We start from the raw sequence: 11,975 nt of genomic DNA, 5'->3' as shown, positions 1-11,975 counted from the left end.
GTGCTTCTTTGCCGATGCCTAAAGACAATCAAAATTTGTGCCAAACTCAAGCACCGCAGACTGCCGGGCCCAGATATGCTACCTTCAGGAAATATCTGCTGCTGCCGCACGTTGGTGGTGCAAAAGATCTGTCGCCTGTCTGGTTTTGGTGCGTTGCGCGATCGGGCTGTATACCGCAGCACCGGTAGCATGCGGGAATGGGCGACGGGCTGGGGCGTGGCATAGACTATGCCTGCCGATTTTATGTACGATAACAAAAGGAGCGGGATTCGACGCGCCGCTGGAGGATACACACCCGGTCAATTAACAATTCCGACATTCACAAACACCGAGCCCGCGGGTCTAAGTTCACTGAATAGGACCAGCGGGCCGTGGCAGCCTATCGCCAGCGTGCGGTGGCGGCCACCAGGGTCGGCGGAGAAATCTTCCGGCCTCCCGAGAGCTTCCGGACCGCTTAAATGAAGGTCCGACCTGCTCGCTGACTTGGAAAGGCGTTTGATGCTGACAGATAACCTCGGGCGCAGGTTCTACTACCTGCGCCTGTCCGTGACCGATGCCTGCAACTTCCGTTGCAGTTACTGCCTGCCGAACGGCTATCAGCCCACGGACGATTCACCCCACCTCACCGCGGCAGACGCGGCTACCGTGGTGCGCGCTTTTGCCAGCCTCGGCACGCAGAAGGTGCGCCTGACCGGCGGCGAGCCGTCCCTGCGCGCAGACCTGCCAGAAATGATTGCGGCCAGCAAAGAGACCCCCGGTATCCGCCGGGTGGCGGTAACCAGCAATGGTTACAAACTGCCGAAAGTGATCGACAGCTGGCACCAGGCGGGTCTCGACCAGCTGAACATCAGTATCGACACGCTGCAGCGGGCGGAATTTGCCGAATTTACCGGTCACGATTGCCTGCCCCGGGTTCTCGACGGCATCGAGCGCGCCCGTGACCTGGGGGTGACTGTTAAGGTCAACGCGGTACTGCTGGCCGACGGTGCCGAACGGCGACTCGGAGAGTTCCTGCACTGGCTGCGGACGACGCCGGTGACCCTGCGCTTTATCGAATTGATGCGTACCGGCGACAACCGCAATTATTTCGCCAGCAACCACCTGCGCGGTGCGACCATCGAAGAACAGCTGCTGCGCGACGGTTGGCAATTGCTGCCGCGGGCGCAGGACGCCGGACCCGCGCGGGAATACCAGCACCCGGATTACCGCGGGCGCATTGGCCTGATCACGCCCTACAGCAAAGATTTCTGCGCGAGCTGCAACCGCCTGCGGGTCTCCGCCCAGGGGCGCCTGCACCTGTGCCTGTTCGCCGATCAGGGCCAGGATCTGTACCAGACGATTCGCAGCGGCGACAGTGATGCCCTCGCGCATCAGGTACGTGAACTGATTGGCGGCAAGGCGCCGAGCCACCTGTTGCAGCAGGAGCAGGTGGGCGCTACGCGCAATCTGGCGATGCTCGGTGGCTAACGCGACACAGGTCTGTCCGCTGGTGCTGGCCGGAGGTCGTTCGCAGCGGATGGGCAGGGACAAGGCGCAGTTGCGCCTGCCCGGCGGCGAGTCGCTGCTGGAGCGCGCACACCGCTTGCTCGTCGGATTACCGGCACCGGCGGGCTTCGAATTCCTGCCGGCACAGATCAGTGGTGCGGGCGGTATCGCCGATTGGGGCGAATCCCGCGGCCCGCTGAGCGGTCTGCACGCGGCCGCACAAATACTGGAGGAAGAGCGGCCCGAGTGTGCAGCGCTGCTGGCAGTGCCGGTGGATATGCCGCTGCTGCAACCCGCGCAGCTGCAGCAGCTCTGTAATGCGGCACTGCGCTCGGGTGCGCGGGCGGCCTGTTTCGGTCGCTACTGGCTGCCGCTGTGGCTGCGGCTCGACGCTGACAGTCGTGCCTATCTGCACGAGGTTGCGGTGGGGCGGGGTGATCCGTCGGTACGGGCATTGTTCGCCGCCTGTGGCGGTGAACAGTTGCCGGTACCGGGCGGAGACTGGCACTGGAACGTCAACCGGCCGGATGAGTTCCACCGGGTGATCGAGCGTATCGCCGAACAAGAAAACCGGTTGTCGAAATAGCGAATTCAACCGTCGTATAACGAACATGAGTGAGAGACCGACCATGTCACAACAGAGTGGAACAATCAGCGGGGCTGGACACGCGAGCGCCTCAGCAGAAGCGCTGAATATTGCGGTACTGACAGTATCCGACACGCGCACCGACGAAAACGACACGTCCGGGCAATACCTGGTCGAAGTCCTGCAGCAGGCGGGTCACCGGCTGGTCGACAAACAGATTGTCAAAGACGATATCTACCAGCTGCGCGCCCAGGTTTCCCAGTGGATAGCCGACGACCAGGTGCAGGTGGTGCTGACCACCGGTGGTACCGGTTTCAGCGGACGGGACTCGACACCGGAAGCGCTGGCGCCCCTGTTCGACAAGCAGGTGGAAGGGTTTGGCGAGTTGTTTCGCGCGATTTCCTATGAGGAGATCGGTGCTTCGACAATTCAGTCCCGCGCGCTGGCCGGGCTGGCCAACAATACCCTGATCTGTTGTATGCCCGGTTCAACCGGAGCCTGTCGTACCGCCTGGGAGAATATTCTCAGCCAGCAGCTGGATGCGACCTTCAAGCCCTGTAATTTTGTGACGCATCTGCGCAGGGGGTAAATTGTGGCTCTGACCCATCTCAATCAGCGCGGCGAGGCCAGCATGGTGGACGTCACCGACAAGGCCGTCAGCGAGCGCAGTGCCCGCGCGGAGTCCACCGTCTGTATGAGCGCAGACGCGTTTGCGCAGTTGCAGGCCGGCCAGAACAAGAAAGGTGACGTCCTCGCCACCGCGCGTATCGCGGGTATCCAGGCTGCCAAAAAAACGGCTGACCTGATCCCGCTCTGTCACCCGTTGGCGCTGACCAAGGTGCAGGTGAATTTCGAGTTGGATGAAACCAACCACAGTGTCCATGTCACCAGCTTCTGCAAGCTTGCCGGGCGCACCGGTGTGGAAATGGAAGCTCTCACCGCCGCCTCGATCGCTGCCCTGACAATTTACGATATGTGCAAGGCTGTGGATCCGGCCATGACCATCGTCAATACACGCCTGGAAGAAAAACTCGGCGGCAAGCGCGGCCACTGGCAACGCGATGCCATCGCAGATGGGGCGGAGGCTCCTGCCAAAGACAAGTCGGAGGGTCGCAAGTGATTCGCGTACTGTTTTTTGCCGGCCTGCGCGAGCAGCTCGGTTGTGCTGACGTCAGTGTGCCGGCAGGGAGCGGCACCACCCTGGCCGGGTTGCGCGCACAGTTGGGTGAACGCGATGCGACCTGGCAGCGTGCGCTGGCGGACGAGAATGTGCAGATGGCGCTCAACCGCCAGATGGCCAAATCCGACAGTATCGTGCGCGATGGAGATGAAGTCGCCTTCTTCCCGCCGGTCACCGGGGGCTGATAATGTCGATCAGTATTTCGGTTCAGGCCGGCACCTTCGATGTCGGCGTCGAATACGCGGGGCTGCGTGAGGGTAATGTCGCCGACGGGGCCACGGCAATCTTTGTCGGCTCCGTGCGGGACTTCAACCTGGATCAATCGGTGGCGCAGCTGGAGCTGGAGCACTATCCGGGAATGACAGAAAAGGTGCTGGAAGATATCGCCGGGCGTGCACAGCAGCGCTGGCAGCTCGGTCGGGTGCGCCTGGTACACCGCGTGGGTCCGTTATTGCCCGGTGACGATATAGTCTTTGTCGGCGCCTGCGCTCCCCACCGCCAGGCCGCACTGGATGCCTGTGCCTACATGATCGATTTTCTCAAAACCGAAGCCCCTTTCTGGAAAAAGGAATACGGGCGCGACGGAGTCCGATGGGTGGACGCGCGGGAGGGGGATCGGGAAGCTCTGAAAAAATGGTAGTACGGTTCCGGTTGTCGTAGATTTTCGTTCGGCATGATCTTGTAACAGATTACCAAAGTGGCAATCTGCTTTGGCCGCCGCTGTTTGCTGTGGAGAATTTTCGATCCTTTGATAGTCACCCCGTTTTGTAGCCGGGTTTCATTTTTTTACTTTCCGGCTAATAGTGTTTGCGCAATAGTGCGGTAAATGCCGAAAGTTCTGGTGCTACATTTGGTTTTTCGCAAAGAGTGTATTTAATTCCGGTAATACAGTTACAGGAATCTTGATTTCAAACGTAACTTTTTTTGAACGCAAGTGTGCAGTTTTGTACAGTTTCAGGGGTAACTGTGCGCTGGCGCACCATTCTTCGTTTTTTATATTCCTTTTGAATGTTTCCGTTGCAGCTGTAACCAGATATTACTTTCTTAATGATATTAACTGCCTGGATGGCGTTATAGGCAGGCGCTAATTGCACTATTGATAATTCCTATATTTAGCTATTTATTAAATATTCTTTTATTGCGCCACCAGTGCGTATAAAATTTTTCTCCCTTCTGAGCGTCCCGTGCGAATTGTTAAGTTGCATTCCTGTGCACGGGCAGCTGGTACTTGGAATATGGGTGTTGTATCTGAATGTATAAATAGAACATAGCTATCTTACTGAGGGAGCAAAGCGGTGATTATAGCCATTCCGAAAGAGTCCGCACCGGGGGAGGCGCGGGTAGCGGCGACCCCCGAAAGTGTGCGGCGGTTGCGGGACCTGGGCTTCTCTGTTGTCGTTGAACAGGGCGCGGGTGTTGCGGCGAGCTTTACCGACGAGACCTATAGCGAGGCGGGAGCCGAAATCCGGCCAAGTATTGCAGAGTGCCTGCAGGACGCCAACTTGGTTTTAAAGGTACAGGCCCCCACCGATGCAGAGATCGATCTGATTCCCTCCGGTGCCACCCTGATCGCATTTTTGAAGCCTGCGCAGAGTGAGGCTTTGCTGCAGAAGCTGGCCGAAAGAAATATCAATGCGCTGGCGGTGGAATCGATTCCGCGTATTTCCCGCGCACAGAAAATGGACGCGCTCAGCTCCATGGCCAACATCGCCGGTTATCGTGCGGTGATTGAAGCTGCGCATAACTTCGGTCGTTTTTTTACCGGGCAGATCACTGCGGCGGGTAAGATTCCGCCGGCCAAGGTGCTGGTCATCGGTGCCGGCGTCGCGGGCCTGTCTGCGATCGGTACGGCGAAGAGCATGGGTGCCGTGGTGCGTGCCTTCGATACCCGCGCCGAGGTGCGCGAGCAGGTGGAGTCGATGGGAGCCGAGTTCCTCACGGTCGACATCGAGGAAGAAGGCTCCGGCCAGGGCGGCTATGCCAAGGAAATGTCCAAGGCGTTTATCGACGCGGAAATGGCGCTGTTCCGAGAGCAGGCAAAGGAAGCCGATATCGTTATCACTACCGCGCTGATTCCCGGTAAGCCGGCACCAAAACTGTGGCTGGCAGATATGGTCGACAGTATGGCGGACGGTTCCGTTGTCGTTGACCTGGCCGCGGAAAACGGCGGCAACTGCGATTACACCGTGCCCCATGAAAAGGTGGTCAAAAGCGGTGTCACCATTATCGGTTACACAAATCTGCCGAGTCGGGCGGCGACCCAGTCTTCCCGGCTGTATTCCACCAATCTGGCGCACTTGCTCAGTGACCTGACGCCGGAGAAGAATGGTGAAATTGCCCTCAATTTCGACGATGAAGTGATTCGCGGTGCAACGGTGGTCAAGGAAGGTGAAATTACCTGGCCCCCGCCCCCGCCCAAAGTCAGCGCGCAACCGAAACCCGCGCCGGAGAAAAAAGCCGAGCCGCAGGTCGCCGAGGAAAAGCCGGCGAAAAAGACTTCGCCATTTTCGATTCTTGCCTTCTGGCTGATTGCCGGCGGACTGCTGATGTGGCTTGGCCGCGCGGCACCGGCGGAATTTGTTTCCCACTTTACCGTGTTTGTACTGGCGATCTTCGTCGGCTGGCAGGTGATCTGGAATGTGACCCACGCGCTACATACGCCGCTGATGAGCGTGACCAATGCCATTTCCGGCATCGTGATCGTGGGGGCGCTGTTGCAGGTGGGATCCACTGGATCCGGCCTGGTGACCCTACTCGCATTCGTCGCGGTGTTGGTGGCGAGTATCAATATCTTCGGTGGCTTTTTCGTCACCTACCGCATGCTGAAAATGTTCCGGCGCTAAGGGAGAGAGACAATGAACGGTATGATTTCCATGGCTTATCTCTTCTCCGCGGTGATGTTTATTCTCAGCCTTGGGGGGCTGTCGAGCCACGAAACAGCGCGACGCGGCAATGTCTATGGCATGGTGGGGATGGCGGTTGCCATTATCGCCACCATCGCCGGCATCGTTGCCGGGGCCTACTGGATGGTCGCCATTGCGATGGCGGTGGGGGCGGTTATCGGCCTATCACTGGCCAAGCGCGTGGCAATGGCGCAGATGCCGCAGATGGTAGCGCTTCTGCACAGCTTCGTCGGCCTCGCGGCAGTGCTGATCGGCTGGAGTGGTTATCTCGATCCCCGCATCGCGCTGACTGGCGCCGAGCACATTGTGCACAATACCGAGATCTATGTGGGTATCTTCATCGGTGCCATTACCCTGACCGGTTCAATCATCGCTTTCGGCAAGTTGCAGGGGTTGATCTCCGGCAAACCGCTGATGTTGCCGGCGCGCCACTGGCTCAATCTGGCGGCGATCCTCGCCTGTGTGGTTCTGGGAGCGCTGTTTATCCCCGCGGACGTCAGTGGGGGAACTGTGATCAACCTGCTGGTGATGACGTCCATCGCCCTGCTTTTGGGCATTCACCTTATTGCGGCGATCGGCGGCGCCGATATGCCGGTGGTGATCTCGATGCTGAACAGCTATTCCGGCTGGGCCGCCGCAGCCACCGGTTTCATGCTCAGTAACGACCTGCTGATCGTAGTCGGCGCCCTGGTGGGGTCCTCCGGTGCGATCCTGAGTTACATCATGTGCAAGGGCATGAACCGCTCCTTTGTCAGCGTGATCCTCGGGGGCTTCGGCTCCGACGGGGGTGAAGTCGCAGAGGGGGAAATCGAGGGCGAGGTGGTCGCCACCAGTTTCGACGAACTGGCGGCGGACCTGGAAGCGGCCGACAGCGTGATTATCGTACCCGGGTTCGGCATGGCCGTGGCGCACGCCCAGCAGGCGGTCAGTGACCTGACCGACAAGCTGCGCAAGATGGGCAAGACGGTGCGTTTCGGTATTCACCCGGTTGCCGGCCGGTTGCCCGGGCATATGAACGTGCTGTTGGCCGAAGCCAATGTGCCCTACGACATAGTGCTGGAGATGGAGGAGATCAATGATGATTTCCCCGACACGGACCTGGTGCTGGTCATCGGCGCCAACGATACGGTCAACCCGGATGCGGTAGAAAAACCGGGCTCACCCATCGCCGGCATGCCGGTGCTTGAGGTCTGGAAAGCCGGTAAGGTCGTTGTTCTCAAGCGCTCCATGGCATCTGGTTATGCCGGCGTCGCCAACCCGCTGTTCTACAAGGAGAACGCGCGAATGCTGTTTGGGGATGCGAAAGATAGCCTGCAGTCGGTGATCGGCAAATTGAATGGCTGATACCCATGTAGCTGTCGATTGATGTCGGCGGCGATGGTAACCTCCCGGGATTCGATAAAAAGAAAATGGAGTTGAAGTCTCATGGGAGAGATCCATCGCCGCCGGCTTGTCGCCGCGCTGTTCTCATTCAGTATCCTGACTCTGACCGCTTGCGGCGGTGGGGGCAGCAGTAGCAGCGGCAACAACCTGTCCGGTTCCAGCAGCAGTAGTGGTGGAAGCGGCAGTGGGGGGAGCAGTAGTAGTGGCAGCAGCGGGGGCGATGATGGTGGTTCCTCTACCTGGATTCCCGACAACTTCCTGCCCGCCTCCACCTATGCCAATCGCTGTGTATCACCGCGCAGCGGTACCGATCCCTACGGCGAGCCCTACGCCGATGTAAAAGGCACACGGCTGGACGAGAACAACTGGCTGCGCTCCATGAGCAACGATCTCTATCTCTGGTATGACGAGATAGAAGACCAGGATCCCGCTAATTTCGACGATTCCATCGAATATTTTTACCAGCTGAAAACCCTTGCCCTGACGGCGTCCGGCAACGAAAAGGACCGCTTCCACTATGCGCTGCCGACCAGCGAGTGGATCTCGCAGTCCCAGTCCGGCGTCTATGTGGGTTATGGCCTGCAGTGGGCACTACTGTCGGCATATCCGCCGCGGCGAGCGGTGGTGGCCTATACCGACACCGAGAGCGGCGACGGCCTGCCCGCGGGTGTGACTCGCGGGGCCGAAGTCATTTCGGTCGACGGTGTCGATCTGGCGAATGGCGATGATGTGGATACCCTCAATGCGGGTATGTGGCCCTCCGCGCGCGGCGAGATGCACACCTTCGAACTGCTGCCGCTGGGTGCGACCGACCCGATTACCGTGATACTGACCGCCGATGCGGTGACCTCGGAACCCGTGCAGCATGTTGAGGTTGTGGATGCGGCCATGGGGCGCCGGATCGGCTATATGCTGTTCAACGACCACTTCGCCTCGGCGGAGTCCGCGCTGATCGACGCCGTCAACGAATTGAAGGGCCAGAATATCGACGACCTGGTGCTGGATCTCCGCTACAACGGCGGCGGTTACCTGTATATCGCCAGCCAGCTCGCCTACATGATCGCCGGTGACGGTACCACCGCGGGGCAGACGTTTGAGCGGGTTAGCTTCAACCGCAAGCACCCGGAAACGGACCCGGTCACCGGGCAGCCGCTGGATCCAATGCCGTTCCTGAGCGTGACCTCGGATTACGGCAGTGTGCAGCCGGACCTGCCCCTGCCGACGCTTAACCTTCCGCGGGTGTTCGTGCTGACCGGTGAGAGCACCTGCTCGGCCAGCGAGTCGATCATCAACAGCCTGCGCGGCGTGGATGTGGAGGTTATCCAGGTTGGCGCGTCCACCTGCGGCAAGCCCTATGGCTTCTATGGCCTGGATAACTGCGGCACCACCTACCTGACGATCCAGTTCAAGGGCGTCAACGCCAAGGAATTTGGCGACTACGCCGACGGTTTCATCCCGGGTGGCAGTACCGGCACCGGGGCCGATGTGCCCGGATGTCCCGTTGGCGACGATTTTACCCACCTGCTGGGAGACGCCGGTGAGGCGCGGTTCGCAACAGCCATTCACTATATCGAGACCGGCAGTTGTGGTGATGTACCGGCGTCTGGTTACGCGCGGGCACAGATGGGGACGACCCTTTCCGCTCCCGGATCGGCGCGGGTTTCCAAGGCGTTCTGGCGCAACAACCGGATCATGACGCCATGAGCAGCGCGCACAGGGTCATCATCCTACTGGCAGCGCCGGTCGCGCTGACGGCATGTATGGCGGAGGTGGCTGGCCGGCATGCGCTGGATGGCGGACAGGAGCAGGCGGCCCTGGTTGCCGAGCCGAGTGCCGCCGGATATGCCGAACTGCAGCGACTGGTGACCGAAGGTATGCACGGTGCGCCGGTGGTGTTGGCGCAAGATGTGTTTACGAAGGAGAGCGTACTGGTCATCGAGTCCGGACCGGGCAGGCCCCCACTACCGCAGCCGCGCCTGGATGGCCGCAAAACGCAGGCTCCGGTCAAGTTTCAGCTGGTGATGGATGGCGAGGGCTGCTGGCTGGTCAGGAGTGCCGACGGGCAGCGCTGGCTACTGCAACAGCCGTGCAAGCCGGCTGTTGAAGTGGTGGAATAGGGCGGTAGATCCTTTGCTGAAAAAAAAGGCCGCGGGTGAATCCTGCGGCCTTTTTTGTTGTCGCTTTACGACTGGATCGGAGCTTATCAGCGCAGCACACCTGACTGGGAGCCTGTGGGGGCTTCAGTCGCCGCTATCCTGCTGCGGCGGAAAGTTGGGATAGGCTTTTGCGCCCAGCACCGGGCCGCCGTCGACACTTTGGCCGTAATAGCCGGTGTGCTGGTGGTAGCGCTGACGCAGCTTTTCGACACTGCCGTCGAAGCGGGGATCCTGCGGGCGTTCCCGGGAGTTGATATAGGCAGCGACATCCCAGGCCTGCTGCGGCGTCAGCTGGATGCTTTTGCCGAGCGGCATATTTTCGTGGATGAAATAGGCTGCGGTGTTGACCCTGTGCATGCCCGCGCCCCAGTTGAAACTGTCCGGCCCCCACAGTGGTGGCAGCGTGGGAATACCGGCGCTGGCGTAGCCCTGGCCGTCGGCACCATGGCACAACTGGCAGTGTTGCCGGTAAACGGTTTCGCCGCGCTGCGGTGAATAGCCACCAGTGGGTTTCTCTACCAGCGGGTAGCCGCGCCCGGGCAGCTTGCCGCGCTCGTCTACTGGCAGCGCCCTGACGATGGCGTCCGGCAGCGGGAAGTCGTCCCCCTTGCCGCCCTTCAGCAGCTCCTCGTCATCCAGTTCCGGCACAGGGCCGGGCACGCCGTACTTGTCCATCAGTGCTCCCATACCCAGCCAGTAGGAGTAGGCGGCAAAAGCGACCAGTTCCGGGCTGCCCAATGGCGGTGCCTTGCCATTCATCGAGTACGTCATGCAGCCCTGCAGGCGTTCCTGATAGCTGTTTACCTTGTCGTTTTTCTTGCGGTAGGCGGGGTAGGCAAAATAGGCGGCCCACAGGGGGGGCGGCGTGGGCGCGGCGCCCGGCATCCATATGGCAGTTGCTGCAGTTGAGGGCGTTGCCGACGTATTTGCCGCGCAGCTGCTGGGTATTGACGAACAACTGGTAACCACGCCGTACCTTGTTGCCGAATGCACCGTCGGGAATCCTGTCCAGCGGGCGCGGCGCCAGGGTGTCCTGATCACTCGTTTTCGGCTCCGCCGGCAATTGTGGTTGCCTGTCGGGCAGTTCCTGGGCCCGGAGTGTGCCGGCGCAGAGGGTACAGGCGAGAAGTAATACAAGAGGGCGTCTCACAGATGTCATCTCACTGCAGGTTGGCGAGGTAACTGGACAGAGCATCGATCTCGGCACCCGAGAGCTTGCCGGCGATATTGCCCATAGTGTTGTCGGGGTCGCCCGCGCGCTTGCCCTGTTGCCAGGCGACCAGCTGATTCTTGAGGTAGTCCGCCTGCTGGCCGGCCAGCCGCGGAATCTGGCCGACGCCGATGGTCGCGGGGCCGTGGCAGGTGGCACAGGCGGGCAGGGTGCGAGACCAGTCGCCCTGGTAGACGAGCTTCGCCGCCGGGTCTGTGTAGGCAGTCTGCTCGCCGCGGCGCACCGGTGCGACAGGCTGTACCGGTTGGGCAGAGAAATAATTGGCGACTTTCTGCAATTGCTCGCCGCCAATGCCCATGGCCATGGCGTGCATGGTGACATTTTGGCGACTGCCGCCCTTGAAAAGGTTGACCTGGCGTTCGAGGTATTGCGCCGGCAACCCGGCCAGCCGCGGGCCGAGGTTATTTATCCCCTGGCCCTGCTCGCCGTGGCAGCCGGCGCAGACACCAGCCTCCAGGGGCAAGTCCGCTGCCAGCGATGAGGTGGGCGACAGAAACACGCAGAATGTCAGTAGCAGAGGTATTCGCATAGAGCCATTCCCGACGGTATCTCGCTTGTTATGTGGCACAGGAAGCACTGGGCTGACTATATAGGGCGGTCGTGGCGCTGATAAGGTCGGTGGCGCGCATTTCCACGTTGAGTGAGGTTTTTCATGCCAGGGGGGCGTATCAGCGGGGTAGGGGATGTGGGGGCGGGGCGCCGCGCTCCGTTATCGGCCGGGGCGCGGCGGGCAGGATTCAACGCAGCAGGTTGGACAGCTTGGCGTTGGGCTTCTCGGCCGCGCGGAAGATCAGGGCGATTTTGCCAATTTCCTGTACCAGTTCGGCGCCGCTTTTCTCGCACAGCTCGGCGATTACCTGGTGGCGCAGCTCGCGATCGGCGACGGCCAGTTTGACCTTGATCAGCTCGTGATCTTCGAGCGCCCGATTCAGTTCTTCAAGTACGCCTTCGGTCAACCCCTTGTCGGCAACGGTCACCACGGGCTTCAGATTGTGGCCCAGGGTGCGCAGGGCTTTTTTGCGGTCGGCGGTTAAAGGCATACAATACTCCA

14 protein-coding genes and 1 riboswitch are annotated in these 11,975 nt (G+C 60.4%); of the genes, 11 read left to right on the top strand and 3 right to left on the bottom strand.

Annotation, left to right across the window (positions count from 1 at the left end):
* The first annotated feature begins 314 nt into the window (after positions 1-314).
* Positions 315-510: riboswitch (molybdenum cofactor riboswitch) on the top strand.
* The 10 genes from moaA to IG168_RS02325 all read left to right on the top strand — a co-directional run bounded on the left by moaA (position 499) and on the right by IG168_RS02325 (position 9,654).
* Entirely contained in the window at positions 499-1,467 is a 969-nt protein-coding gene (moaA, locus tag IG168_RS02370) for a GTP 3',8-cyclase MoaA (RefSeq protein ID WP_193161546.1), read from the top strand. Its footprint overlaps the riboswitch before it by 12 nt.
* Positions 1,460-2,071 carry a molybdenum cofactor guanylyltransferase gene (gene mobA / locus IG168_RS02365; protein WP_193161545.1) on the top strand — a complete coding sequence of 204 codons (612 nt, stop codon included), beginning with the start codon at positions 1,460-1,462 and terminating at the stop codon, positions 2,069-2,071. Before moaA ends, mobA begins: the two co-directional genes overlap by 8 nt.
* Positions 2,072-2,114: 43 nt before the next feature.
* Positions 2,115-2,660, top strand: coding sequence for a molybdenum cofactor biosynthesis protein B (gene moaB, locus IG168_RS02360; RefSeq protein WP_193161544.1), 546 nt, complete (start codon positions 2,115-2,117; stop codon positions 2,658-2,660).
* A complete protein-coding gene (gene moaC / locus IG168_RS02355; protein WP_193161548.1) occupies positions 2,661-3,191 on the top strand; it encodes a cyclic pyranopterin monophosphate synthase MoaC in 531 nt (176 codons plus the stop codon).
* Entirely contained in the window at positions 3,188-3,436 is a 249-nt protein-coding gene (moaD, locus tag IG168_RS02350; protein WP_193161543.1) for a molybdopterin converting factor subunit 1, read from the top strand. The genes moaC and moaD overlap by 4 nt, the downstream gene beginning before the upstream one ends.
* Before the next feature lie 2 nt (positions 3,437-3,438).
* The gene (gene moaE, locus IG168_RS02345) at positions 3,439-3,891 is read left to right on the top strand and encodes a molybdopterin synthase catalytic subunit MoaE (RefSeq protein WP_226876455.1); all 453 of its coding nucleotides are present in this window, start codon (positions 3,439-3,441) and stop codon (positions 3,889-3,891) included.
* A 655-nt stretch (positions 3,892-4,546) separates the two neighbouring features.
* On the top strand, positions 4,547-6,094 hold the full coding sequence (locus IG168_RS02340; RefSeq protein ID WP_193161542.1) for a Re/Si-specific NAD(P)(+) transhydrogenase subunit alpha: 1,548 nt from the start codon (positions 4,547-4,549) through the stop codon (positions 6,092-6,094).
* A 12-nt stretch (positions 6,095-6,106) separates the two neighbouring features.
* A complete protein-coding gene (pntB, locus tag IG168_RS02335) occupies positions 6,107-7,498 on the top strand; it encodes a Re/Si-specific NAD(P)(+) transhydrogenase subunit beta (protein ID WP_193161541.1) in 1,392 nt (463 codons plus the stop codon).
* Positions 7,499-7,579: 81 nt separating this feature from the next.
* Positions 7,580-9,241 (top strand): S41 family peptidase, encoded by a 1,662-nt coding sequence (locus IG168_RS02330; protein WP_193161540.1) that lies wholly within the window; start codon positions 7,580-7,582, stop codon positions 9,239-9,241.
* Complete coding sequence (locus IG168_RS02325; protein WP_193161539.1) at positions 9,238-9,654, top strand: hypothetical protein; 417 nt, start codon at positions 9,238-9,240, stop codon at positions 9,652-9,654. The genes IG168_RS02330 and IG168_RS02325 overlap by 4 nt, the downstream gene beginning before the upstream one ends.
* A gap of 123 nt (positions 9,655-9,777) precedes the next feature.
* Here IG168_RS02325 and IG168_RS02320 read toward each other — a convergent pair whose 3' ends face one another.
* Entirely contained in the window at positions 9,778-10,578 is an 801-nt protein-coding gene (locus IG168_RS02320; RefSeq protein ID WP_226876454.1) for a c-type cytochrome, read from the bottom strand.
* A gap of 4 nt (positions 10,579-10,582) precedes the next feature.
* On the opposite strand from IG168_RS02320, the gene IG168_RS20570 reads away from it, so the two are divergent.
* Positions 10,583-10,825 carry a hypothetical protein gene (locus tag IG168_RS20570; protein ID WP_226876453.1) on the top strand — a complete coding sequence of 81 codons (243 nt, stop codon included), beginning with the start codon at positions 10,583-10,585 and terminating at the stop codon, positions 10,823-10,825.
* Positions 10,826-10,853: 28 nt separating this feature from the next.
* Here IG168_RS20570 and IG168_RS02315 read toward each other — a convergent pair whose 3' ends face one another.
* Both IG168_RS02315 and yhbY read right to left on the bottom strand, forming a co-directional pair.
* Entirely contained in the window at positions 10,854-11,453 is a 600-nt protein-coding gene (locus IG168_RS02315; RefSeq protein ID WP_193161538.1) for a c-type cytochrome, read from the bottom strand.
* Positions 11,454-11,661: 208 nt separating this feature from the next.
* Complete coding sequence (yhbY, locus tag IG168_RS02310; RefSeq protein ID WP_193161537.1) at positions 11,662-11,964, bottom strand: ribosome assembly RNA-binding protein YhbY; 303 nt, start codon at positions 11,962-11,964, stop codon at positions 11,662-11,664.
* Positions 11,965-11,975: the final 11 nt, after the last annotated feature.

The sequence above is a fragment of the Microbulbifer hainanensis genome (assembly GCF_014904735.1).
GTDB classification, from domain to species: domain Bacteria; phylum Pseudomonadota; class Gammaproteobacteria; order Pseudomonadales; family Cellvibrionaceae; genus Microbulbifer; species Microbulbifer hainanensis.
This window is presented reverse-complemented; position numbering and strand designations above follow the sequence as displayed.